At 65.3% G+C, this 21,847-nt stretch carries 25 protein-coding genes; 7 read left to right on the top strand and 18 right to left on the bottom strand.

Features of this window, described 5'->3' with window-relative positions:
* Nucleotides 1–9: 9 nt before the first annotated feature.
* The 7 genes from ACOI1H_RS02180 to ACOI1H_RS02150 all read right to left on the bottom strand — a co-directional run bounded on the left by ACOI1H_RS02180 (nt 10) and on the right by ACOI1H_RS02150 (nt 6,080).
* Nucleotides 10–777, bottom strand: coding sequence for an amino acid ABC transporter permease (locus ACOI1H_RS02180; RefSeq protein WP_422435078.1), 768 nt, complete (start codon nt 775–777; stop codon nt 10–12).
* A gap of 4 nt (nt 778–781) precedes the next feature.
* Nucleotides 782–1,561, bottom strand: a complete 780-nt coding sequence (locus ACOI1H_RS02175) for a transporter substrate-binding domain-containing protein (RefSeq protein WP_422435077.1) — start codon at nt 1,559–1,561, stop codon at nt 782–784.
* 25 nt (nt 1,562–1,586) lie between these two features.
* Nucleotides 1,587–2,651 carry a HesA/MoeB/ThiF family protein gene (locus ACOI1H_RS02170; RefSeq protein WP_422435076.1) on the bottom strand — a complete coding sequence of 355 codons (1,065 nt, stop codon included), beginning with the start codon at nt 2,649–2,651 and terminating at the stop codon, nt 1,587–1,589.
* Nucleotides 2,648–3,115, bottom strand: coding sequence for a dUTP diphosphatase (gene dut, locus ACOI1H_RS02165; protein WP_422435075.1), 468 nt, complete (start codon nt 3,113–3,115; stop codon nt 2,648–2,650). The genes ACOI1H_RS02170 and dut overlap by 4 nt, the downstream gene beginning before the upstream one ends.
* Nucleotides 3,116–3,180: 65 nt before the next feature.
* Nucleotides 3,181–4,374 carry a bifunctional phosphopantothenoylcysteine decarboxylase/phosphopantothenate--cysteine ligase CoaBC gene (coaBC, locus tag ACOI1H_RS02160; RefSeq protein ID WP_422435074.1) on the bottom strand — a complete coding sequence of 398 codons (1,194 nt, stop codon included), beginning with the start codon at nt 4,372–4,374 and terminating at the stop codon, nt 3,181–3,183.
* A gap of 60 nt (nt 4,375–4,434) precedes the next feature.
* Nucleotides 4,435–5,205, bottom strand: coding sequence for a ChaN family lipoprotein (locus ACOI1H_RS02155; RefSeq protein ID WP_422435073.1), 771 nt, complete (start codon nt 5,203–5,205; stop codon nt 4,435–4,437).
* Entirely contained in the window at nt 5,202–6,080 is an 879-nt protein-coding gene (locus tag ACOI1H_RS02150; RefSeq protein WP_422435072.1) for an RNA polymerase factor sigma-32, read from the bottom strand. Before ACOI1H_RS02150 ends, ACOI1H_RS02155 begins: the two co-directional genes overlap by 4 nt.
* 93 nt (nt 6,081–6,173) lie before the next feature.
* Here ACOI1H_RS02150 and cobU point away from each other — a divergent pair, with 93 nt between their 5' ends.
* From cobU to ACOI1H_RS02135, 3 genes are read left to right on the top strand one after another with little or no spacing between them, the layout of a single operon-like run.
* A complete protein-coding gene (cobU, locus tag ACOI1H_RS02145; protein ID WP_422435071.1) occupies nt 6,174–6,701 on the top strand; it encodes a bifunctional adenosylcobinamide kinase/adenosylcobinamide-phosphate guanylyltransferase in 528 nt (175 codons plus the stop codon).
* Nucleotides 6,698–7,276, top strand: a complete 579-nt coding sequence (locus tag ACOI1H_RS02140; RefSeq protein WP_422435070.1) for a histidine phosphatase family protein — start codon at nt 6,698–6,700, stop codon at nt 7,274–7,276. Before cobU ends, ACOI1H_RS02140 begins: the two co-directional genes overlap by 4 nt.
* A 10-nt stretch (nt 7,277–7,286) precedes the next feature.
* A complete protein-coding gene (locus tag ACOI1H_RS02135; RefSeq protein ID WP_422435069.1) occupies nt 7,287–8,162 on the top strand; it encodes a glutathione S-transferase in 876 nt (291 codons plus the stop codon).
* Between the two features lie 58 nt (nt 8,163–8,220).
* On the opposite strand, the gene ACOI1H_RS02130 is transcribed toward ACOI1H_RS02135, so the two are convergent.
* From ACOI1H_RS02130 to ACOI1H_RS02115, 4 genes are all read right to left on the bottom strand, one after another.
* A complete protein-coding gene (locus ACOI1H_RS02130; protein WP_422435068.1) occupies nt 8,221–9,735 on the bottom strand; it encodes a YifB family Mg chelatase-like AAA ATPase in 1,515 nt (504 codons plus the stop codon).
* A gap of 146 nt (nt 9,736–9,881) precedes the next feature.
* Nucleotides 9,882–10,955 (bottom strand): 5-(carboxyamino)imidazole ribonucleotide synthase, encoded by a 1,074-nt coding sequence (locus ACOI1H_RS02125; protein ID WP_422435067.1) that lies wholly within the window; start codon nt 10,953–10,955, stop codon nt 9,882–9,884.
* Nucleotides 10,948–11,436, bottom strand: a complete 489-nt coding sequence (gene purE / locus ACOI1H_RS02120) for a 5-(carboxyamino)imidazole ribonucleotide mutase (RefSeq protein ID WP_422435066.1) — start codon at nt 11,434–11,436, stop codon at nt 10,948–10,950. The genes ACOI1H_RS02125 and purE overlap by 8 nt, the downstream gene beginning before the upstream one ends.
* A gap of 61 nt (nt 11,437–11,497) precedes the next feature.
* A complete protein-coding gene (locus ACOI1H_RS02115) occupies nt 11,498–11,716 on the bottom strand; it encodes a YdcH family protein (protein ID WP_422435065.1) in 219 nt (72 codons plus the stop codon).
* A 211-nt stretch (nt 11,717–11,927) separates the two neighbouring features.
* On the opposite strand from ACOI1H_RS02115, the gene ACOI1H_RS02110 reads away from it, so the two are divergent.
* Both ACOI1H_RS02110 and ACOI1H_RS02105 read left to right on the top strand, forming a co-directional pair.
* Nucleotides 11,928–12,341: an Hsp20 family protein gene (locus tag ACOI1H_RS02110; protein ID WP_422435064.1), complete on the top strand. Its 414-nt coding sequence runs from the start codon at nt 11,928–11,930 to the stop codon at nt 12,339–12,341.
* A 3-nt stretch (nt 12,342–12,344) separates the two neighbouring features.
* Nucleotides 12,345–12,569, top strand: a complete 225-nt coding sequence (locus tag ACOI1H_RS02105; protein ID WP_422435063.1) for a DUF1150 family protein — start codon at nt 12,345–12,347, stop codon at nt 12,567–12,569.
* A gap of 16 nt (nt 12,570–12,585) precedes the next feature.
* Here the strand turns inward: ACOI1H_RS02105 and ACOI1H_RS02100 are convergent, their stop codons facing one another.
* The 3 genes from ACOI1H_RS02100 to trxB all read right to left on the bottom strand — a co-directional run bounded on the left by ACOI1H_RS02100 (nt 12,586) and on the right by trxB (nt 16,688).
* On the bottom strand, nt 12,586–13,533 hold the full coding sequence (locus ACOI1H_RS02100; RefSeq protein ID WP_422435062.1) for a response regulator: 948 nt from the start codon (nt 13,531–13,533) through the stop codon (nt 12,586–12,588).
* A 171-nt stretch (nt 13,534–13,704) separates the two neighbouring features.
* Entirely contained in the window at nt 13,705–15,408 is a 1,704-nt protein-coding gene (locus ACOI1H_RS02095) for a bifunctional sulfate adenylyltransferase/adenylylsulfate kinase (protein WP_422435061.1), read from the bottom strand.
* A gap of 275 nt (nt 15,409–15,683) precedes the next feature.
* A complete protein-coding gene (gene trxB / locus ACOI1H_RS02090) occupies nt 15,684–16,688 on the bottom strand; it encodes a thioredoxin-disulfide reductase (protein WP_422435060.1) in 1,005 nt (334 codons plus the stop codon).
* Between the two features lie 154 nt (nt 16,689–16,842).
* Between trxB and ACOI1H_RS02085 the strand changes: the two genes are divergently transcribed.
* Nucleotides 16,843–17,343, top strand: coding sequence for an Lrp/AsnC family transcriptional regulator (locus tag ACOI1H_RS02085; protein WP_422435059.1), 501 nt, complete (start codon nt 16,843–16,845; stop codon nt 17,341–17,343).
* 14 nt (nt 17,344–17,357) lie between these two features.
* Here the strand turns inward: ACOI1H_RS02085 and ACOI1H_RS02080 are convergent, their stop codons facing one another.
* Complete coding sequence (locus tag ACOI1H_RS02080; protein WP_422435058.1) at nt 17,358–18,158, bottom strand: Hint domain-containing protein; 801 nt, start codon at nt 18,156–18,158, stop codon at nt 17,358–17,360.
* 254 nt (nt 18,159–18,412) lie between these two features.
* Here ACOI1H_RS02080 and ACOI1H_RS02075 point away from each other — a divergent pair, with 254 nt between their 5' ends.
* Nucleotides 18,413–19,546 (top strand): carboxylate-amine ligase, encoded by a 1,134-nt coding sequence (locus ACOI1H_RS02075; protein ID WP_422435057.1) that lies wholly within the window; start codon nt 18,413–18,415, stop codon nt 19,544–19,546.
* Nucleotides 19,547–19,597: 51 nt separating this feature from the next.
* Here the strand turns inward: ACOI1H_RS02075 and ACOI1H_RS02070 are convergent, their stop codons facing one another.
* From ACOI1H_RS02070 to ACOI1H_RS02060, 3 genes are all read right to left on the bottom strand, one after another.
* Nucleotides 19,598–19,780: a hypothetical protein gene (locus tag ACOI1H_RS02070; protein WP_422435056.1), complete on the bottom strand. Its 183-nt coding sequence runs from the start codon at nt 19,778–19,780 to the stop codon at nt 19,598–19,600.
* A gap of 277 nt (nt 19,781–20,057) precedes the next feature.
* Complete coding sequence (gene pgeF / locus ACOI1H_RS02065) at nt 20,058–20,813, bottom strand: peptidoglycan editing factor PgeF (protein WP_422435055.1); 756 nt, start codon at nt 20,811–20,813, stop codon at nt 20,058–20,060.
* Complete coding sequence (locus ACOI1H_RS02060; protein WP_422435054.1) at nt 20,810–21,817, bottom strand: class I SAM-dependent methyltransferase; 1,008 nt, start codon at nt 21,815–21,817, stop codon at nt 20,810–20,812. The genes pgeF and ACOI1H_RS02060 overlap by 4 nt, the downstream gene beginning before the upstream one ends.
* Between the last annotated feature and the right edge of the window lie 30 nt (nt 21,818–21,847).

The following is a 21,847-nucleotide window of genomic DNA, read 5'->3' as shown; positions in this document are numbered from 1 at the left end:
CAAATAAACTCAAACGCGACGACGCCCTCTCTCGAACCGCCGAAGCAGAATCGAGAGGCTGATCGTCATCGTCAGATAGACGAGGGCCACGACATTGTAGGTCTCGAAGTAGCGGAAATTGCCGGCTGCGATCACCTTGCCCAGTTGCGTGATGTCGGCCACGCCGAGCACGCTGACCAGGGACGAGTCCTTGACCATCGCGACGAAATCATTGCCCAGCGGCGGCAGGATGGTACGCAGCGCTTGTGGCCAGACGATGAAGCGGAACCGCTGCCGCCCGTTCAGACCCAAGGCGCGCGCCGCTTCGATCTGGCCGGTGTCGACCGATTGCAGACCGGCGCGAAAGACTTCGGCCAGAAAGGCCGAATAGGCCAGAAACAGCGCGATGATCGCCCGCCACAGCAGCGGGAAATCCCGCGTCCGCGCCTCTGGCAGGCCCAGCGCGTTCCATCCCGCGACCAGCGCCGGGGCCAGTACGAAGGCGACATAAAGCAACAGCACGAGGATAGGGATGCCGCGCATGACCTCGACATAGAAGCGCGCGATCTGGCGCAGGATCAGTGACCCCGACCCGGCCATGAGGGCGAGGCCGAGGCCCAGTGCGCAGGCCATGGCGTAGCTGACCAGCGTGACGAAGATCGTGGTCCGAACGCCCTGCATCAGCGTGTCCAGCACGTCGCGCGATGCGGGATCCGCCAGCACGCCTGCGAACAGCGCCGCACCGATCAGGCAGACCGCGACCAGCCAGTAGGGAAAGTCGCGGTCGGCCGGCGTCAAAGGGTCATTCACCCATCTTGAAGTCGAGGAACCATTCGGTGTTCAGCGCATCTAGGGTGCCGTCCGCCTTCATGTCGGCGATGGCGAGGTTGATCGGCCCGACAAGGTCGGAGCCTTTTGGGAAGATGAAGCCGAAATCCTCGGTCCCCAGCCTCTCGCCCACGATCTTGAGCGCGCCGTCCGACGCATCGACATAGCCTTGCCCGGCGGTGCCGTCGGTCAGCACCAGGTCGACGTCGCCCGCCCGCAGGGCCTGCACCGTGGCACCGAAGGTCTCCATCGTCTTGATGCGAGGGTTCGCCTCGTCCCCGTCAAGCACGTCGTAGACGCCGACGTAGAACGGCGTCGTGCCGGGCTGTGCGGCCATCAGCAGGTCGGCGTCGGCGGCGAAGCTCGCGGCGTCGCTGAAACGGTCCTCGTCGCCGCGGACCAGCATCACCATCTCGGAGGTCATGTAGGCGTCCGAGAAGTCGACGACCTCGGCCCGGTCCTCGCGGATGGTGATGCCGGTCATGCCGATGTCGAATTGTCCTTCGGACACGGCAGGAATCATCGCTTCCCAGCTCGTATTTTCATAGGTGACGGTCAGGTTCAGGCGCTTGGCGATTTCGGCCATCGCGTCGTATTCCCAGCCCACGGCGGCCCCGTCCTTGATGAACTGCAAAGGGGGATAGGCGTTTTCGGTCACGACGGTGATGTCGCGCCCGCCCAGATCGGGCAGGTGGCTATCGGCGGTGGCGGTGGTGGCCAGCAGGACGGCGGCGAGCGAGGTCAGGATTTTCATGGCAGGTCCCCCAAGGATATCTCGATCAGACCTTGGCCGCAGTCGCGCCGACCTGCAAGCCCCGGCCTTGGCACACCGGGCAATCGGCGCGCGGTGCGGCCTGCATGATGCGGGTGTCGGCATAAAGTGCATCGTAGATCAGCAGACGGCCACCCAGCCCCTGCCCCGCACCGGTCAGCGCCTTCAAGGCCTCGACCGCCATGAGCGATCCCATGACGCCAGCCAACGGGCCGATGATGCCCGCCTCGGCACAGCTTGGGACCAGGCCGGGGGCCGGACGGTCGGGAAAAACGCAGGCGTAACAGGGGGTGCCGTGCGCGGGATCATACAGGCTGATCTGCCCTTCCCACTGGGTCATCGCGGCGGAAATCAGCGGCTTGCCCAGGTCAACACAGGTCCGGTTCACCAGATAGCGCGTGTCGAAATTGTCCGACCCGTCAAGGATCAGGTCATAGTCCGCGATCAGGTCCGCGGCGATGTCTGGCGTCACGCGCCGGTGGTAGGGACGCACGACGATATGCGGGTTCTGGCGGCGCAATTCGCGCGCCGCGACCTGCACCTTGGGCAGGCCAGGGTCGCTGTCGCCAAAGATCACCTGCCGTTGCAGGTTGCTGATATCGACGGTGTCGTCGTCGATCACGCCGATCGTGCCGACGCCGCTGGCCGCCAGATACATCAGCGCCGGAGAGCCGAGGCCACCGGCCCCCACGATCAGTATCTTGGCGCGGCGCAGCGCCGCCTGCCCTGGTCCGCCGACCTCGCGCAACATGATGTGGCGGGCATAGCGTTGCAGTTCGGTGTCCTCGAACCGGTCAACGGTCGGCTGCGTTGCAGGTTTCACACGCGCCTTCACCGCGCGCAGGATCGCGGCATAGGACCAGATGACAGCACCGAAACCCGCAATCAGCAGCCAGAGCCGCGCATCGCCGCCGGTCGCCTGCCGCAGCGGGTGGCCGGCGGGCAGGACCAGTTGTGCGGCGATCACGGCGGCCATCAGCACGCCGACCATGACCCAGCGCGCAGGCTTTGGCGCACCCATTGCTGCGCCGACGCCCCAGATGACGGCGATCAGGAAAAGGACCATGATCACGGGGCCACCCCCGTCGATCCGAACCCGCCCGTTCCGCGCGGCGTGCCGTCCAGATCGGCCAGCGCAAAACCGGCCTGCATCACCGGTGCCACCACAAGCTGCGCGATCCGCATGCCGTGGGTCACAGTAAAGTCCACTTGTCCCAGATTGATCACCAGCACGCCAAGCGGCCCGCGATAGTCGCTGTCGATGGTGCCCGGCGCATTCACGAGCGCAATTCCATGCTGCAGTGCCAGACCGGAGCGCGCGCGGACCTGCACCTCGAACCCTGCGGGAATGGCCAGCCGCAGGCCTGTCGGTACCAGCGCCCGCATGCCGGGTCGCAGCAAGATCCCGTCCACCCGGTCGCTCGCGTCGAGGTTTGCGCAGACATCCGCACCGGCAGCGCCCGCCGACTGATAGGCGGGCAGCGGCAAAGTTTCGTCCGCCCCGGGCACGAAGGCCACGCCGATCTCGTGCTTCATCTGACCAGCCACACTCCCGCCACGGTGATCTGGCGCAGCCGGATGCCCCTTTGAGGCTCCTGCGCTCACCCCAGCGCCTCCACCAGTCTTCGGGCAAGGCGTTGCGCGACCGCGTCCTTGCTCATGCGGGGCCAGTCTTCTGCCCCGGTGTCCGTGATCAGCGTCACCGCGTTTTCCGTTCCGCCCATGATGCCGGTCCCGTCCGACACATCGTTTGCGACGATCCAGTCGCAGCCCTTGCGGGCACGTTTCGCGGTCGCGAGCCGCGTCACATCCTGCGTCTCGGCGGCAAAGCCCACGACAAGGCGCGGACGGTGAGTGGTCAAGGCTGACACCCCAGCCAGAATGTCGGGGTTTTCCGCAAACTCCAGCACGGGCAGGCCGCCCGTCGTTTTCTTCATCTTCTGCGCGCCGGTGTTGACGACGTGCCAGTCCGCGACGGCGGCGGCAAAGATGCCTGCATCAGCAGGCAGCGCCGCCATGACGGCGTCGTGCATCTGCCGTGCCGTCTCGACCCGGACCAGCGTCACGCCGTCGGGTGGCGGCACGATCGCGGGGCCGGTCACGAAGGTCACCTGCGCGCCAAGCCCGACCAGTGCCCGCGCGATGGCGGTCCCCTGCGCGCCAGAGGACCGGTTCGCGATGTAGCGGACAGGATCGATCGGCTCATGCGTCGGGCCGGAGGTCACGATGACATGCCGCCCGGCCAGTGGACCACCCGCCATTTGCGCCGTGATCGCGTCCAGGATCGCAGCAGGTTGCGCCAGTCGACCGGGGCCGTGTTCGCCGCAAGCCATGTCACCCACGTCGGGACCGACGAAGGTGACGCCATCGACCCGCAGGGTCGCCAGATTGCGCTGCGTCGCCGCATGGGACCACATCCGCACGTTCATGGCGGGTGCCATCAGCACCGGCGTGTCGGTCGCCAGCAGCAGCGTCGCCGCCAGATCGCCCGCCAAACCGGTCGCGGCCTTGGCCATCAGGTCCGCGGTTGCGGGCGCGACAACGATCAGGTCAGCGACGCGGGACAGTTGGATATGCCCCATCTCGGCCTCGTCCGTCAGGTCGAAAAGGTCGGTATAGACCTTCTCGCCTGCCAGTGCCGCGACCGACAGCGGTGTCACGAACTCGGCCGCCGCATGTGTCATGACAGGCGTGACGGCCGCACCGGCGCTGCGCAACAGTCGGATCAGCTCTAGCGATCTGTAGGCCGCGATGCCGCCACCGATGATCAGCAGGATGCGCTTGTCGTGCAGCATGGAATGTCCCCTTCGATGCGCCCCCAGATGTAGGCGGCAGCGATGCCGATGACAACAAGCCTAGTTGGCGATGGCCGCGCAGGGGTCGGGGCGATCCTGAACGGGCGTCGTGAGGATTGCATCGAAGGGCGCGTCGGGGTCGCCCTCCCCTTCTGACTGGCCCAGCGACCATACGACGATGTCGGGACGGGCAGCGCGGATCGCAGCTGGAACGCCGACATCGGTGCGCGCGTGGCCCGTGCCGGTGATCAGCACGACCGGGCCGCCGGTTGCATCGAACGCCGCCACGGCCGCACCGCCGAAAGCTGCATCACGCAGACGCTGGGCGCTGACCATGCCGGGCAGCATCTCCTCGGGCAGCTTGTCACAGTGGGCCTCGGCCTGTTCCTGCGTCAGGGTGGCAAGTTGCGCGTCCGTCAGGGGCGGCACCGGCAGGGCGTCCGGCACCTGTGCCGTGTCGCCCTGCATCACCGCGACCAGATCGTCGCGGGCTACGGCAGCCCCGACGACCATCGCATCCGGTGCGGCGGCAAAGATCGGGGCATACATCGCGAAATCCGGCCAGCCGCTGTCAGCCCAGCCGGTCGCAGCGGCGACGGCATCCGCATCGGTGCGGTCGACGGCCATCGCAGCACCGGCCTGCGCGGATGAGAGCATCTCGAACACCAGCGCCTTCGGCGCAACCTGCCCTACGATCCGCGCCTGCGTGGCATGGTGCAGCGGATTGTCATGCACCTCTCCCAGAACGAAGATGTCGGCCCGTGGCAACGGGCCGACATCCGCGGCCACAGGAGCCGCCAGCAAGGTTACCAGTGCGACAAGCGTTTTCACGCGAAGAATGACAGCACTTCCCTGCTCTGGCTTTCCAGATTCTTGCGCATCTTGCCAAAGGCCGCGGCCTCCAGCTGGCGCACGCGCTCCTTGCTTAGCCCCAATTCGGTGCCAAGGCTTTCGAGCGTGCGGGGATCGTCGCGCAGTTTGCGCTCGCGCACGATGAACCTTTCGCGGTCGTTCAGATCTCCGAGCGCGGTCAGCAACCACTGACGCAACTGCGCATTGTCATGGGCCAGTTCGACATTCTCGGCGGCCTGGCTGGCATCGTCTTCCAGCGCATCGATCCACTCGCGGCCTTCGTCTTCGGACGACTGGGTAGCGTTCAGGCTGAAGTCAGAGCCGGACAGCCGCCCTTCCATCATCTCGACATCGTGCAGAGGCACGCCGACCTCGGTCGCGATCATCTGGCGCATGATGTGACCTTCAAGCTTCTTGCCCTCGGCCGCCGCTTCACGCTCCAGCCGGGCCTGCACGCGGCGCAGGTTGAAGAACAGCGATTTCTGCGAGGACGTGGACCCGGTGCGCACCATGGACCAATTGCGCATCACGTAGTCCTGGATCGACGCCTTGATCCACCAGACGGCATAGGTCGAAAAGCGCACGCCCCGGTCGGGATCGAACTTCTCGGCCGCCTTCATCAGGCCGACAGAGGCTTCCTGGATCAGGTCGTTCATCGGCGCGCCGTAGCGCTTGAACTTCGCCGCCATCGAAATTGCGAGGCGCATGTAGGCAGTGATCAGGCGGTGCAGGCTTTCCTCGCACCGCTCGTCGCGCCATGCATAGGCTAGGCGAAGCTCTGTTTCGGCGTCGAGCAATTCCGCCTTCATGGCGGTTCGCGACAGGGTCTGATCCGAAAATCCTTCAAAAGCCATGGTCGTATCCCCCTTGGAATGTCGCGAACTGCTTGTGTCTTTGTGCGACGCAGTTTCTATGTCTGATGAACACATCTTCCGCACGAAAGTTCCATGAAGAAGTTGCACAATCTCATTTTCATACTAGGCGGGGCGGCGTCGGGTAAATCTGCCTTTGCGGAAAGCGTTGCCATTTCCTTTGACAGGCCAAGAACTTACATCGCGACGGCACAGCCATTCGACGAAGAGATGCGGCAGAAGATCGCGGCCCATATCGCCCAGCGCGGCGATGGCTGGGCGACAGTCGAAGCTCCTTTCGATCCGGCTGCCGCCCTGCGATCGCAGGATTCCGCGCATGTCGCCCTGCTGGATTGCGTGACCCTGTGGCTGACGAATGTGCTGCTGGCCGATCGCGACATTGAAGCGGCCTGCGACGACCTGCTGGTGGCCCTGTCGACCTGCCCTTGCCCTGTCCTCGTCGTGTCGAACGAGGTCGGTCAGGGCATCGTGCCCGACAATGCGCTGGCGCGCCGGTTTCGTGCGGCGCAGGGGCTGATCAATCGCCGGATTGCGGCGCAGGCGGACACGGTCGTCGCCGTCATGGCGGGCTTGCCGCTGCTGCTGAAGGGCCGTCTGCCATGACGACGCTTTGGCTGGTGCGGCACGGTCCGACCCATGAACGGACGATGACGGGCTGGCGCGATGTGCCGGCGGACCTGTCCGACCGGGCGGCCCTCGACCGCCTGTCGGACTATCTGCCCGCAGACGCGCTGATCGTGTCGTCCGACCTGCGCCGCGCGATCACGACCGCCGACGCGATTGCCCGCAACCGTCTGCGCCTGCCGGACGACAGGGCCTTGCGAGAGATCGATTTCGGGGCCTGGGACGGATTGCATCACACGCAGGTCAGCGCCCGCGATCCGGTGCTGTCGCGCCGGTTCTGGGAACAACCGGGCGATCTGGCCGCACCGAACGGCGAAAGCTGGAATGACGTCACGGCCCGCGTCGCACGGGCCATCGACGCATTGATCGCCGCGCATGCTCCGGCCCATCTGATCGTGGTCGCCCATATGGGCGTGATCATGTCCCAGATTCCCCGCGCGACCCGGCAGACGGCCTTTGCCGCCATGGCCCACCGGATCGACCCGCTGGGCGTCACCGACATGACCCTCGCAGCCGACGGCTGGCGGATCGGACGCATCAACCACATCGCATGAGGCGCAGCAGATGAAGCATCACCTGTATATCGGCAATCGGCTGTATTTCAGTTGGTCGTTGGCCGCGTGGCTGATGGTGGACCGCTTCGGCCTGTCGGACAAGGTCGACACGACCGTGCTCTATCCGGCGTCAGAGGACGACGTCGCGGCCCTGTTGACCAATCTGGCACCCGCAAAGACGCTACCAACCATGGTAACCGCCGGGGGCGCGATCCTGTCCGACAGCATGGCCATCGCCGAAGAGCTGGCAAGCCTTTACCCCGATGCGGGCCTTTGGCCGCAGGACTCTGTGGCGCGCGGCACCGCGCGGACGCTGGCGAACGAGATGCACAGCGGCTTTCGCGCCCTGCGGGGCGGCTGGCCGATGAACCTGCACCGCAGCTTTCAGCCTGTGATGCCCCCGGCGGACGTCGCTGCCGAACTGGACCGGCTGGAGGTCAACTGGACCCACGCGCGGCAGACCACCGCGACGGAGGGTCCGTGGCTTTGCGGGGACTACAGTATCGCCGACGCGATCTTTGCCCCGATGGCGGTCCGGTTGGCGAACTACGGTTTCGACACACGGCCCGCGACCCGGTCCTACGTCGCGGCTCATCTTGCCGATCCGGCGCTGCGCCGCTGGCGCGCGATGGGGTTGGCGGCGGGCAAGGCATCGGCGGTATTCGAACACGACCGCACCATACGACCCTGGCCCGGCCCCGCGCCCCTGCCCGCGGCCCCGGTGACGCACGGCCGGTCCGAGAACGCCATTTGCCCCTATTCGGGCAAGCCCGTCACGCACCTGATGGGAATGCAGGGCCGCACCTTCGGGTTCTGCAATGTGGTCTGCCGTGACAAGACTGTCGCCGACCCCGCGGCATGGCCCGCCTTCATGGCGATGCTCTGACGCCGTGCTTTCGCATTCATCTGGCCAAACTTCCAGCGGAGGTTCCGGCGCAGCCGGATCAGACTTCCTTGGTCAGGGTCAACCTGAAGCTGACCGCTTCAGCCACGTGGTTGCGGCGCACCGCGTCAGAGCCATCGAGGTCCGCGATCGTGCGCGCGACCCGCAGCACGCGGTGATAGCCCCGCGCGGACAGACCGAAGCGGTCGGCGACGCGCAGCAGCAGATCACGCCCTTCGGCATCGGGGGTCGCCACCGCTTCCAGCACCGCGCCCTGCGCGTCGGCATTGGCCCACATGCCCGGATGCGCGCTGTAGCGGTCGATCTGCACGCCCCGCGCCGTGGCGACACGGGCGGCGATTTCAGCCGACGTTTCACCACCCATCGGCAGGTCGAGGTCGGTGAAAGATACGGGCGGCACCTCGATGCGCAGATCGAAGCGGTCCATCAGGGGACCACTGATCCGGCCCAGGTAGTCATCACCGCACAGGGGCGCACGACCACAGGCGCGGGCGGCGTCGGCGAGGTAGCCGCATTTGCAAGGGTTCGCCGCGGCGACCAGCATGAAGCGGCAAGGATAGCGGACATGGGCGTTTGCCCGGGCGACGACGACCTCGCCCGTCTCAATGGGCTGGCGCAGGGTTTCAAGAACGGCGCGGGGAAATTCGGGAAACTCGTCCATGAACAGCACGCCATTGTGCGCAAGGCTGATCTCGCCCGGTTTCGCCCCCCGCCCACCGCCGACGATGGCGGCCATCGACGCCGTGTGGTGCGGTTCGCGAAAGGGACGCGTACGGGAAATGCCGCCGGCGTCCAGCAACCCGGCGAGAGAGTGGATCATCGAGGTTTCCAGCGCCTCGACCGGCGTCAGCGGCGGCAGGATGCCGGGGATGCGGGCGGCCAGCATCGACTTGCCCGACCCCGGCGAGCCGACGAGCAGCATGTGATGGCGACCGGCGGCGGCGATCTCCAGCGCCCGCTTGGCGCGTTCCTGACCCTTGACCTCTGACAGGCAGCGGGCACCGCTGTCGTGGGTGACTTCGCCGGGGGTTGCGGGGTCCAGCACGGCGCGGCCGTTCAGGTGGCTGATCGCCTGCGCGAGCGATGCGGGCGCGATGACGCGGACGCTGTCGACCCAGGCGGCCTCTGCCCCGCAAGCGGCGGGACACATCAGCGACCGGTCGCTGTCACCGGCCGCGACCGCCGCAGGCAACGCGCCGACCACGGGAACGAGCGTGCCGTCCAAGGACAATTCTCCCAGGGCGACGATGTCCGACACCTCCTCGTGCGGGACCACCTCGAGCGCCGCGAGGACGGCCAGAGCGATGGGCAGGTCGAAGTGCGAGCCTTCCTTCGGCAGGTCGGCGGGCGAGAGGTTGATGCTGATGCGCTGGCTGGGCAGGGCGATGGCCATGGAGGTCAACGCGGCACGCACCCGCTCGCGCGCTTCTGACACCGCCTTGTCGGGCAGGCCCACAATGGCGAAACCCGGCAGGCCGGGACTGATCGCGCATTGCACCTGCACCAGTCGCGCATCGATGCCGTCGAAGGCGACGGTGTAGGCCATGGCGACCATGCGGAAAAATCCCTGTTAACGAGGGTTAACACGTAGCGGTGGCTTGGTTGCCAAATGATTAATGAATCACCGCATCTCTGCCGATTTTCACGCGGCGAAAGCGTCGGGCGGGCAATGACCCATCCAGATGAACAGGGGAGCCGCGTTTAGACCGCGGGGCCGGTCACGCGGTTGACGTGTCCCATCTTGCGGCCAGGCCGTGCCTCTGGCTTGCCATAGAGGTGCAGGCTGGCAGCGGTCGCAGCAATCTCGGGCACGCGGTCCATGTCATGGCCGATCAGGTTTTCCATCATGACGTTGCTGTGGCGGCTGCCGTCGCCCAGCGGCCAGCCCGCGACGGCGCGGATGTGCTGTTCGAACTGGTCGATGGCACAGCCGTTCTGGGTCCAGTGGCCGGAATTATGCACGCGGGGTGCAATCTCGTTCACGATCAGGGCGTTCGGGGTGACGAAAAGCTCGACCCCCAGCACGCCCACGTAGTCCAGCGCGTTCAGGATTCGGGCGGCGATCAGGATCGCGTCGGTGCGCTGGGTCGGGGTTAGCGTCGCGGGAACGGTCGTGGTGTGCAGGATGCCGTCGCGGTGGACGTTCTGGCCGGGGTCGAAGCAGGCGACGGCTCCGTCCTGCCCGCGCGCGGCGATGACCGAGACCTCGTGCGTGAAATCGACGAAGCCTTCCAGCACGCAGGGCTGTCCATTCATGGCGGCAAGCGCCGCGGGGGCGTCGCCGGGCACCATGATCCGGGCCTGCCCCTTGCCGTCGTAGCCCATGCGTCGGGTCTTGAGGATCGCGGGCACCCCGATGGTGGCGATGGCGGCGTCGAGGGTGGCGGCGTCGGTCACATCGGCAAAGGGGGCCACGGTCAGCCCAAGCGTTTGCAGGAACGTCTTTTCCGCAAATCGGTCCTGTGAGGTCGCGAGCGCACGACGCGGCGGGTGGATCGGACGCAGCGCCTCGATCGCATCGAGGGCCCCCGTGGGGATATTCTCGAACTCGAAGGTGACAACATCGCAGCCTTGGGCAAAGCGGGTCAGCGCGTCGGTATCGTCGTAGGCAGCCTGCATATGAAAATTCGCGACGTGGGACGCGGGGCAATCGCCGGCAGGTTCAAAGATGCAGGTCTTGAACCCTAGCCGGGATGCGGCGACAGACAGCATGCGGCCCAGCTGGCCACCGCCGAGGATGCCGATGGTGGCACCGGGGGCAAGCGGATCACTCATCGGTGGGTTCATCCGGGATGGAGGCGGAAAGGTCGGCGCGCCACTGGTCAAGCCGCTGCGCGAGGGCTGCGTCGTTCAGCGCCAGGATGCCGGCGGCCATGAGGCCCGCATTGGCGGCCCCGGCAGCGCCGATCGCCATGGTCGCCACCGGAAAGCCGCGCGGCATCTGTAGAATGGAATAAAGGCTGTCGACGCCGGACAGTGCCTTTGTCTGGACCGGCACGCCGATCACCGGCACCCGCGTCTTGGACGCCATCATGCCGGGCAGATGCGCAGCCCCGCCTGCGCCCGCGATGATGACCTGCAAGCCGCGGTCCACGGCGGTCTTGCCATAGGTCCACAGGCGGTCCGGGGTGCGGTGAGCGCTGACGATCTTTGCCTCGTACGCGACACCGAGGGCATCGAGGATGTCGGCGGCTTCCTTCATCGTGGGCCAGTCGGACTGGCTGCCCATGATGATGCCGATCTGCACGTCCGCCATGACGACCCCTTTAGCCTACCTGCGCGGGCCTTATACCGTGCCGCGACCCGGCGGCAAGCGATCAAGCGATGATGTCGGGGTTCAACCGATCTGATAGCCGCGCGATCTGATCCTTGAGCGCGAGCTTCTTCTTCTTCAGCCGCTTCAGTGTCAGCACGTCGCCGGGGTGACGTTCCTGCAGGACGGAGATCGCAAGGTCGAGGTCCCGGTGTTCGCCGCGCAGCACGGCGAGTTCGATGGTCAGGACCTCCGCCTCGTTCATGCGGGGGGAGGAGTTCATGGCGGGTCTTTCGATCTGTGCGCGGGCCGAGGCACGTGCAGTGTTGAGTTGATCTTATCGCCAATCATCAAGAACGCCTAGAGGTTTCAGTCCGATGAAGGCCGGGCAAGCCGTCACTTGCAGGGCCGCGCAGGGGTGCCCATATTGATGATGACGGTTGCCGCACCTGGGACCGCCATTGCAGATGTCGCTTGAGCATGAGGACTGTCGCATGACGAAACTGGCCTTGGGAACGCATCCGTTCCTGTTGGGATTCGAACAGCTTGAACGTCTGGTGGAACGGACCGCCAAGACGGGAAACGATGGCTATCCCCCCTACAACATCGAACAGACTTCTGAACGATCCTACCGCATCACGCTGGCCGTGGCCGGATTTGCCGAGGATGACCTGTCGATCACCGTCGAGGATTCGACACTGGTCGTACGCGGTCGCCAGACCGAGGACATGGGCGAGCGCGTGTACCTGCATCGCGGCATTGCCGGGCGCCAATTCCAGCGGTCCTTCGTGCTGGCAGAAGGCGTGGAGGTTGGCGCGGCGCTGATCGAGAACGGATTGTTGCATATCGATCTGAACCGCAGCGAGCCGAACCGCGTTATACAGACAATACAGATCCGGAAAGGGTAATCCATGTTCACGAAAAACGATCTGCAGGTTCTGGGCCAGAACATCGTGTATCTGAAGCCCGTGGCCACCGCCGACCTGCCCGACGACGTGCAGGCGCAAGCCGGCGACCGGAAGACCCTCTTTGCCGTTCACAACACGATGGGCGAGCAGGTGGCGCTTGTCGCGAGCGAAGGCATCGCCACGCATCTTGCGGCGGAACATGACATGCAGCTTGTGACGCTGCATTGACGCCGCGTCGCTGACGTCAGGCGCCGATCAGGCGGTCCGACAGGTCGTCAGGCCGGGCGAACCGCGGATCGGATTGAGCCTTCACGGCGTCCGCGATGGCCTGCATTGCGGTCGCACCGGTCCAGACACCCAGCGTGGAAAGTGACCGTACCAGCAGCTTCGGCGCGTGGTCGGGCCAGTCCTTTTCCCGCCAGACAGCCTCCAGCGCCTTTTGCGTACGGTGCTGCAACAGGTCGGCGCGTTCGCGTTGCCGACCGAAAGTGACGCCGGCGAACAAGCCCCGCCCGACATAGGCCAGGCGTGTGGACGAATGTTGCATTTCGCGGGTCGCGACCGTGCCGATCACGGCCAACCGTTGCAGCAGATCATCTTCTGCCTGATCGTCGCCCGACAAGTCGATCGAGGCGACCCGCAGCGAAAACAGGGACAGTGCGTGGCAGCCGGGCGACAGGCTCAGCAAGTCGGCCTTGAGGCTGGAATATGACATTGCGCCCGATGGCACGCCCAGAAAGGGCGTTTCGTCCTGTCCCATGACCGTGCGTTGCCGCAGTTGCGTCAAGGTCGACCGCGCCTTGCGTTCGCGCAGAAGACTGGCGTTTAACATCGTCGCCATGTTGATGCGGGCACCAAGATCCAGTCCATCCAGTGGCTTGCGCACGAAGTCGGTCGCCCCGGCGGCAAAGGCGCGATGCATGACGCCACCCTCAGTGCTGGCCGTGATCATGATGATCGGCGTCGCGCTGTGGCGCGACATGGCCCGGATCGTGGCGCAGAGGCTGATGCCGTCGGTTTCGGGCATGACCACGTCAATCAGGAACGCATCGAATGGCCGACTGTCGTAAATGGCTGAAAGAGCCTCTGCCGCGGACGTGACGCAGGTCAGGTCGTGTTCAGAGCCCAACCACATCGGTGATTGCAGAAGGTCGAGGATGATGGGGTCGTCATCGGCGACAAGAATACGCATTTAACACACTCGGCTCTGGCACCGCTGGGAAACGCGGCGTTCCTTCAAAGTTACTGGCAAATTTGTTCAAATGTTGCCGAACATCGGGCAGGAGTGAGGTCATCGCACTTTGCCGGATGCAAAATGAGCCGCACCGAAGCGCAGCCCATTCCAATTCAGGTTGGGATCGCGTCAACCGGTGATGAGCCCCATCGATTCCAGCTTCAGAATGACCTGATGGGCGCAGTTGTCGACATCGGTCGATTCTGTCTCGATCCGCATCTCGGGGCGTTCCGGCACGTCGTAAGGGTCTGAAATGCCAGTAAACTCCTTGATCTTGCCTTCGCGGGCCAGTTTATACAGCCCTTTGCGGTCCCGGCGTTCGCATTCCTCGATCGAGGTCGCGACGTGGACTTCGATAAAGGCACCGAAGGCTTCGATGTCTTCGCGCACGGCGCGGCGGGTCGTGGCGTAGGGCGCGATGGGCGCGCAGATCGCGATGCCGCCATTCTTGGTGATCTCGGAGGCGACATAGCCGATTCGGCGGATGTTCAGGTCGCGGTGTTCCTTGGAGAAGCCCAGTTCCGACGACAGGTTCTTGCGCACGATGTCGCCGTCCAGCAATGTCACCGGGCGGCCGCCCATTTCCATCAGCTTGACCATCAGCGCATTGGCGATGGTCGATTTGCCCGAGCCGGAAAAGCCGGTGAAGAAGACGGTGAATCCCTGCTTGTTGCGGGCGGGCCGGGTGCGGCGCAGTTCGGTGACGACCTGCGGGAAAGAGAACCATTCCGGAATCTCAAGACCCTCGGACAAGCGGCGACGCAGCTCGGTGCCCGAGATATCCAGCACGGTGCCGCCTTCCGGGATTTCGTCCGCCGGGTAATACTGCGCCTTTTCCTGCACATAGACCATATGCTTGAAGTCGACCATCTCGACCCCGATCTCGGACTGATATTGTTTGAACAGATCCTGCGCGTCGTAGGGGCCGTAGAAATCCTTGCCGACAGAGTTCTTGCCGGGGCCGGCGTGATCGCGACCCACGATGAAGTGGGTGCAGCCGTGGTTCGCGCGGATCAGGCCGTGCCAGACCGCCTCGCGCGGGCCGGCCATCCGCATGGCAAGGTTCAGCAGCGACATTGTAGTGGTGGATGCGGGATACTGGTCCAGCACCGCCTCGTAGCAGCGCACGCGCGTGAAGTGATCGACGTCGCCGGGCTTCGTCATGCCGACGACGGGGTGGATCAGCAGGTTGGCCTGCGCCTCGCGCGCGGCGCGGAAGGTCAGTTCCTGATGCGCGCGGTGCAGCGGGTTGCGGGTCTGGAAGGCCACCACTTTGCGCCAGCCGACCTTGCGGAAGAAGGCGCGCAGTTCGTTCGGCGTATCGCGGCGCGACCGGAAATCGTAATGCACCGGCTGCTGGATGCCGGTGACCGGGCCCCCAAGATAGACGGCACCTGCTGTGTTGTGCAGATAGTTCACAGCCGGGTGGGCCGAGTCGTCGGCTCCGAAGACCTTCGCAGCCTCCAGCGACTTGTTCGGCACCCATTTGTCGGTGACGGTCATGGTGGCGAGGATCACGCCCTCCTGATCGCGCAGGGCGATGTCAGTGCCGACCTCGATGGTGTCGGCAAACTTTTCGGACACATCGAGCGTGATCGGCATCGGCCACAGCTTGCCGTCGGCAAGACGCATGTCCGACACGACGGAATCGTAATCGGCCTCCGGCAGGAATCCCTTCAGCGGGTAGAAGCCGCCGTTCATCAGCAGTTCGAGATCGCAGATCTGGCGCGGCGTCAGGTCGTGGCTGATCAGATCCCCGGCCTCTTGCTTGAGCTTCTGCGCGCTGTCGGGCGAGACATAGAGTTCGGGGATCGGAGAAAGATTTTGCGCCATGGGATGACCTGTCATTGCGTCGGTTCAACGGATGCGCGTCCGAAACATGGATTTGCTGCAATGGCAAGGGAGTCGGCAGCGAGTGCGGTCGGCTGTGGTCAATCCGGCAACGCCGGTCCAACTGTATCCACGACACGATGCGTTTCGGGGAAGTTTCGGGGAAAGAGCCTCCGGCGGGAGTTTATCTGGCCAGATGAATGCGGACCGGCGCGCAGCAGCATGCTGCGGGATTGCACGCCGCGCCGGTGCCGACCGCAAGTGGCCGCGTCAGTGCGTCATTCGGCGGCTGACGTCTCGGTACCCCAACCAAGGGGTTCGGTCACGACATCACGCTCTGCCTGTCCGTGTTCGGCCAGAAACCGTTCCGCATCAAGGGCTGCCATGCAGCCCATGCCGGCGCTGGTCACGGCTTGACGGTAAACGTGGTCGGTCAGGTCGCCAGCGGCAAAGACGCCGGGGATGGCGGTGCGGGTCGTGCCCGGTTCGACCTTCACATAGCCGCCGTGGTGCAGGTCAAGCTGATCCTTGACCAGTTCGGACGCGGGCGCGTGGCCGATGGCGATGAACAGGCCCTTTGCGGGAATTTCGGTGATCGCACCGGTATCGACATGGCGGACCCTAACCGCTTCGACGCCCAGCGGATCGGTGGTGCCGACGACCTCCTCGACAGCGTGGTGCCAGAGCGTGACGATCTTGGGGTTCTTCAGCAGGCGGTCCTGCAGGATCTTCTCGGCGCGCAGTTCATCCCGGCGGTGCACCAGCGTGACCTTGCTGGCGAAGTTGGTCAGAAACAGCGCTTCTTCTACCGCCGTGTTGCCGCCGCCGACGACGACGATCTCCTGCCCGCGATAGAAGAAGCCGTCGCAGGTGGCACAGGCAGAGACGCCAAAGCCCTTGAACTTCTCCTCTGACGGCAGGCCCAGCCATTTGGCGCGCGCACCGGTGGCGAGGATCACGGCGTCGGCGGTCACGACAGCCCCTGAATCGCAGGTTGCGGTGAAGGGGCGTTGCGACAGGTCGAGCGATGTGACGATGTCGTGCACGATATTGGTGCCCATCGCGCGGGCGTGGGATTCCATGCGCACCATCAGGTCGGGACCCTGCACCTCGGTATCGCCGGGCCAGTTCTCGACCTCGGTCGTGGTGGTCAACTGGCCGCCGGGCTCGATCCCCTGAATCAGCATGGGTTCCAGCATCGCGCGACTGGCATAGACGCCGGCCGTATAGCCTGCGGGGCCGGAGCCGACGATCAGAACCTTGGTATGGACGTTGTCGGGCATCAAAGCCTCCTGCATTGGGTTGCGCCAGATATAGGCGCGTGGCGGGCGCATGAAAACCCGCCGCGCGTTTACGGAAGTTGCGCGGGATTGATACATTATTGCGCCCGCTTGGCCGGGGGCGTATGAATTGCAAAATTCAATGAAGGACACGACCATGCCGGGTGCCAAGCTGGACGACATCGACCGGATGATTCTGGCGGAATTGCAGGCGGACGGCCGCATGACCAACGTGGAACTGGCCAAGCGGGTCGGCATCAGCGCGCCGCCTTGCCTGCGCCGGGTCCGGACGCTGGAGGAGCAGGGTTACATCCGCGGCTACCATGCCGACATCGACCCGCGAGAGCTGGGGTTCGAAGTGCAGGTCTTCGCGATGGTCGGCCTTGTCAGCCAGGCCGAGGCCGATCTGAGCGCCTTCGAGGGGCGCTGCAAGGGATGGTCGCTGGTGCGTGAATGTCACATGCTGAATGGCGAAGTCGATTTCATTCTGAAATGCGTGGCCCCCGACCTGCGGTCGTTCCAGCGGTTCCTGACCGAGGAGCTGACCAGCGCGCCGAACGTGGCATCGGTCAAGACATCCCTGGTGATCCGGGGGGCCAAGGACGAGCCGGGCGTCCCCTTCGACGTGCTGGAAGCCCGGCTGGCAAAGGAGGCCTGACGGCCCCCATCAGGTCACGCCGCGCTGAACAGGTCCAGATCGCGCAGGGCAATGCGCGGATGCAGCAGCGGGCCGAAATCGGTCAAGGCCGTCTTGTGCGGGAACAGCGACATCAGCAACGCCCCGAGATCGGGGCGCAGGTTCAGGCGATGCGGCAGACCGGGATGCAGGGTCTCGACCTCGATCCCGCCTGCGCTGATGCTGACGTGATCGGCAAAGCCGAGCTGATAGGCATGGACCGGCGTGATGGGTTGCAACGCCACGACGCTGCATTGATCGACAAAGTCGCGGGCCGGCACGAAGGCCGTCGCATCCCCGGTCAAGCGTTGCGTGCCGGGCGCGCGGTGGGCGATGCGAGCTGTGGGACCCAGCACAAGGTCCGTGGCAGGGCGAGAAAATCCCATTGCTTCGGCGGTGATGCGGATCATGGTGCCGATCTCGGGGCGTGTCTGCGGGCTTCGCGGCACGATCTGCATCATGCCACGCCACAGCAGCGTCTGCATCCCGTGGCTGACCGTCAACACGCGGTCGCCCGGCCACAGATCCTCGACCGCGCGGGGGCCGCTGTCGGTCTGGAGAATGGCACCGCGCCCCAAGGCACCGAAGCAATCCTCGAACACCGGGATGGCGGGGGCAAGCTGGCTGGTTTCCGTGACATCCATGGAAGTCGTCAGGTGGGCAACCTCGTACCTGCGCATGAGAGGCATCACGCGCCGAGGTTGCCCATCTGGACTAGCGATCCGGTCTGAGGACACCGGATTGGTATGGCAATCCGCCGCGAGGCCTGCGGCGGCGATGGGGGTCTTCAATGTCATGTGTCACCTTGCGGTAATTCACATCATCTGCCGGCCCCACCGACAACATCTGAGGAGAACGTTGCTGTTGAACCAAATGTGGCAAATTGGGCGTGTGGCTGTCAAAGTGTTTCGCCAAACTGGTGCGAGCCGGCACCAATGCCGGCGCAAGGTGCAAGATTGTTCATGGACACGCGCCGATCCCGCCACATTTCTCCGGACATAAGCCCTGCATGTCGCCGAATCGCGGACGACGCCCGCCATCGGAGAAGACGATGACCCCCACCGCGCAGCAACCGGAGTTCACCATCGGGATCGAGGAGGAATATCTTCTGGTCGATCCCGACAGCGGTGACCTGCGCGCGATGCCACAGCCCATGTTGTCCGACCTGCATGATGCGCTGGGAAAGCAGGTCAGCCGAGAGTTCCTGAATCGCCAGATCGAGGTCGGTACCGAGGTCTGTGCCACGGTGGAGGACGCACGCGCCGATCTGGGGCATCTGCGGCGAACAGTGCAGCGGATTGCCGGGCAATACGGCCTGGCCCCGATCGCCGCGTCCTGCCACCCGTGGGAGGACTGGGCCGATCAGGATCGCACGGACAAGCCGCGTTACGCCAAGCTTGACGACGATCTTGGCGCGGTGGCGCGGCGCATGCTGATCGGCGGGATGCATGTCCATGTCGGCATCGCGGACCCCGACACGCGCATTGCCGTGATGAACCGTCTGACGCCCTGGCTGCCGGTGCTGCTGGCGCTGTCGGCATCCAGCCCGTTCTGGCAAGGTCGCGATACCGGCCTCGCCTCGTGGCGTCTGAGCGTGTTTGACGGGATGCCGCGCACCGGCCTGCCGCCGCGCTTTCCCGATTGGGACGCCTTTGAGACTGCGACCGGCACCTTTGTCGATCTGGGCGTGATGGAGGACACGTCGAAGATCTGGTGGGACCTGCGCCCGTCCCACGCCTTTCCGACGCTGGAGGTGCGGATCTGCGACGTGTCCCCCAAGTTGGAAGACACGCTGACGCTGGCGGCGCTGGTCCAGGGTCTGGCCCGGACGATCTGGCGTGGGCTGGCAGAGGATGTCCCCCTGCCCGACCCGTTGATCGTCAAGGAAAACCGCTGGCGCGCGCAACGCTACGGTGTGGCGGAGGGTCTGATCGTCGGGCACCCGGCAGCCATCGTGCCCACGGCCGACATCGTAGACGATATGCTGAAATCGATGGCCGCCGACACCGCAGCGCTTGACAGCAGCAGAACCGCGGCGCGGGCACGCGATATCGTGGCGCAGGGCAGCAGTGCCATTCGGCAACGGTCGGTCCGGCAGACGGAAGTGGCGCGCGGCGCATCCGAGATCGAAGCCCTCAGGTCGGTCGTGCAGTCACTGATCGCGGAGTTTTCAACAACGGCCTGACAGGGCCCGCGCAGCCAGAGGGGTGAACCGCGCGGGACGCTAGGGACCGGGTCAGCCGGCAAGGCTGATGCCGCTGGGCATCGGCGGCAGGGTCACCTTGACCTTGCGCTCTTCGCCTTCGAGGCGGCGGGAAATCATCGCCTGACGGCGCAGGCCGCGTTCCCACGGCATCTGGGTCGTGCAGGCCTCGGCCTCGGTCATCAATGTGGTCATCCAACGTTTCTGCGTCGCCATAATGGGTCATCCTCTGCGTGTTTTTGGTGTCCGCTGCAAAGCGGTCAATGACGACACTTTCACCCGCAGCTTTGGCAGGATTGGGGCTGCGGAGACGACTTTCGCAAAGAATGCATGCGATCCGTCGCGCCGATTTGGGCAACATTGTCCTGCTAGGGGAAACAGCGCGTTTACAGGCGACTTTTGGTGTTCTGCGATGCAATCTGGCGATTCGCGGCAGGATTGTTGCGGGAATGTCGGCGGAAATTGGGCAACCGTCCGCCGCAGTCCCGCCCGATTACAGGGTGATCGCCGCGATCAGGCGACCGTAATCGGGGTCCTTGGCATGGACCGACCTGCGATAGGAAAAGAATCGGGCCGGGTCCGCATAGGTGCAGTGGCGCGTCCACTCCGCCTGCCCGACCCCGGCCCGTCGCAGACGGCTGAGCCCGTAAGCCGGCAAGTCGAATTGCAGGCGATCGCCCGTGCCCTGCACGAAGTAGCGGGCTGCCTGCTCATCCGCCTCCAGCACGGCGTCGCGGAATTCGGGTCCGACCTCATAGGCGCGCTGACTGATGGTGGGGCCGATGACGGCGGCGATACTGGCCCGGCGGGCACCCAGGCGTTCCATCGCAGTCACGGTGTTTTCGATGATTCCATGCAGCGCGCCCTTCCAGCCCGCGTGGCACGCCCCGATGACGCCCGTATCGCTGTCCGCGAACAGGATCGGCTGGCAGTCGGCGGTCAGCACGGACAGGGCGACACCGGGGGTCGCGGTGACAAGGCCATCGGCCTGCGACGCATCACGCGGGGAGCCGTCGACCGTCACGACCGTCGCGGAATGGACCTGATGAACGCCGACCAGCGCGACCGGGACGACGCCCATTGCCGCGGCGACGCGATTGCGGTTGATCTGCACGATGTCAGACTGGTCACTGCTGCCAAAGCCGCAATTGAGCCCGGCGAAGACCCCCGACGATGCACCACCCATGCGGCTAAAGAAGCCGTGTCGCAACGGAGCGAGGCTGGGGGCGGTGATGATGTCGAGTGTCATGCGGTCAGTCCCGGTGGGGGTGCGGCGCCGTCGGGATAGATCCCGATCACCTTGAAAAGGTCGCCCATTTCCGCAGGGTGGGTCAAGCGCCGATGTGCCGTAATGTGGGCTTCCAGTGCCTGTCCGGTCAGACCGGCGGCCAGCGCTTGCGCACGCTGCGCGATGCCGAGGCGTTCGAGGAAGACGCCCTGCGGTGTCAGCCGCGTATGCCGCGCGGGAGCACAGGCGGCGGCGATGGCGGCAAAATCCACATGCGCCGTCAGATCGGCGGCACCGGGATCGGCCAGCGGGTCGGTGGCGGCATGATCCCGCACCGCCTGAAAGGTGTCGCCCAACGATGTCCAGTCACCGTAGTCGATGATCAGCGCGGCCCCGCCATGCCGCGCGATGCGGTCGCCGAGTGTCGCCGCAAAGGGCGCGAGGGCCGGGCAAAGCTCTACCACGTCGCCGTCGCGGGTGTCGTCCAGCCGGTGCGACAGTGCCGCCAGCGGGGCGGCCTCTGTCAGCCCAAAGCTCAGGGTCGCATCCTGAAGGCCGACGACGACCTCTCTCCAGCCCGCACCGTCACGGCGGAACTGGCGGACCGGCAAGGCGTCGCAGAATTCGTTGGCGACAAGGTACAGCGGCAGGTCGGGCAGATCGTCGGTCCGATCCAGCCAGACCGCCTCCGGCACACGTGTCGCCTGCGCCGCCCGCAGGGTGGGCGAGGCTTCGATCAGATGCGCGCGGGCGGCGGCGTGAAAGCCCGGCACGCCTTTGGTTGCGCGCAGGATGTCGGCCATCAGGGTGCCGCGTCCCGGCCCCGCCTCGGCCAGCGCAAAGGCGTCGGGTGCGCCCTGGTCCACCCAGCTTTGCGCAAGACAAAGGCCGATCAACTCTCCGAACATCTGGCTGACCTCGGGTGCGGTGATGAAATCGCCACCCCGCCCCAGCGGATCGCGGGTCGTGTAGTAGCCGTGCACCGGGTCCAGCAGGCAGGCCGCCATGAAGTCTGCCAGGGTCATCGGGCCGTTCTGCGCGATCCGCGCCCGCAA

Origin of the sequence: Loktanella sp. DJP18 (assembly GCF_049310965.1) — a bacterium.
In the GTDB taxonomy this organism is placed as follows: Bacteria; Pseudomonadota; Alphaproteobacteria; order Rhodobacterales; family Rhodobacteraceae; genus Loktanella.
This window is presented reverse-complemented; position numbering and strand designations above follow the sequence as displayed.

Coding starts and splice junctions, on each gene's coding strand:
- ACOI1H_RS02175 (WP_422435077.1), bottom strand. CDS start 1,561: ATGAAAATCCTGACCTCGCTCGCCGCCGTCCTGCTGGCCACCACCGCC.
- dut (WP_422435075.1), bottom strand. CDS start 3,115: ATGAAGCACGAGATCGGCGTGGCCTTCGTGCCCGGGGCGGACGAAACT.
- coaBC (WP_422435074.1), bottom strand. CDS start 4,374: ATGCTGCACGACAAGCGCATCCTGCTGATCATCGGTGGCGGCATCGCG.
- ACOI1H_RS02150 (WP_422435072.1), bottom strand. CDS start 6,080: ATGGCTTTTGAAGGATTTTCGGATCAGACCCTGTCGCGAACCGCCATG.
- cobU (WP_422435071.1), top strand. CDS start 6,174: ATGAAGAAGTTGCACAATCTCATTTTCATACTAGGCGGGGCGGCGTCG.
- ACOI1H_RS02140 (WP_422435070.1), top strand. CDS start 6,698: ATGACGACGCTTTGGCTGGTGCGGCACGGTCCGACCCATGAACGGACG.
- ACOI1H_RS02135 (WP_422435069.1), top strand. CDS start 7,287: ATGAAGCATCACCTGTATATCGGCAATCGGCTGTATTTCAGTTGGTCG.
- ACOI1H_RS02130 (WP_422435068.1), bottom strand. CDS start 9,735: ATGGTCGCCATGGCCTACACCGTCGCCTTCGACGGCATCGATGCGCGA.
- ACOI1H_RS02125 (WP_422435067.1), bottom strand. CDS start 10,955: ATGAGTGATCCGCTTGCCCCCGGTGCCACCATCGGCATCCTCGGCGGT.
- purE (WP_422435066.1), bottom strand. CDS start 11,436: ATGGCGGACGTGCAGATCGGCATCATCATGGGCAGCCAGTCCGACTGG.
- ACOI1H_RS02115 (WP_422435065.1), bottom strand. CDS start 11,716: ATGAACTCCTCCCCCCGCATGAACGAGGCGGAGGTCCTGACCATCGAA.
- ACOI1H_RS02110 (WP_422435064.1), top strand. CDS start 11,928: ATGACGAAACTGGCCTTGGGAACGCATCCGTTCCTGTTGGGATTCGAA.
- ACOI1H_RS02105 (WP_422435063.1), top strand. CDS start 12,345: ATGTTCACGAAAAACGATCTGCAGGTTCTGGGCCAGAACATCGTGTAT.
- ACOI1H_RS02100 (WP_422435062.1), bottom strand. CDS start 13,533: ATGCGTATTCTTGTCGCCGATGACGACCCCATCATCCTCGACCTTCTG.
- ACOI1H_RS02095 (WP_422435061.1), bottom strand. CDS start 15,408: ATGGCGCAAAATCTTTCTCCGATCCCCGAACTCTATGTCTCGCCCGAC.
- trxB (WP_422435060.1), bottom strand. CDS start 16,688: ATGCCCGACAACGTCCATACCAAGGTTCTGATCGTCGGCTCCGGCCCC.
- ACOI1H_RS02085 (WP_422435059.1), top strand. CDS start 16,843: ATGCCGGGTGCCAAGCTGGACGACATCGACCGGATGATTCTGGCGGAA.
- ACOI1H_RS02080 (WP_422435058.1), bottom strand. CDS start 18,158: ATGACATTGAAGACCCCCATCGCCGCCGCAGGCCTCGCGGCGGATTGC.
- ACOI1H_RS02075 (WP_422435057.1), top strand. CDS start 18,413: ATGACCCCCACCGCGCAGCAACCGGAGTTCACCATCGGGATCGAGGAG.
- ACOI1H_RS02070 (WP_422435056.1), bottom strand. CDS start 19,780: ATGGCGACGCAGAAACGTTGGATGACCACATTGATGACCGAGGCCGAG.
- pgeF (WP_422435055.1), bottom strand. CDS start 20,813: ATGACACTCGACATCATCACCGCCCCCAGCCTCGCTCCGTTGCGACAC.
- ACOI1H_RS02060 (WP_422435054.1), bottom strand. CDS start 21,817: ATGACCCTGGCAGACTTCATGGCGGCCTGCCTGCTGGACCCGGTGCAC.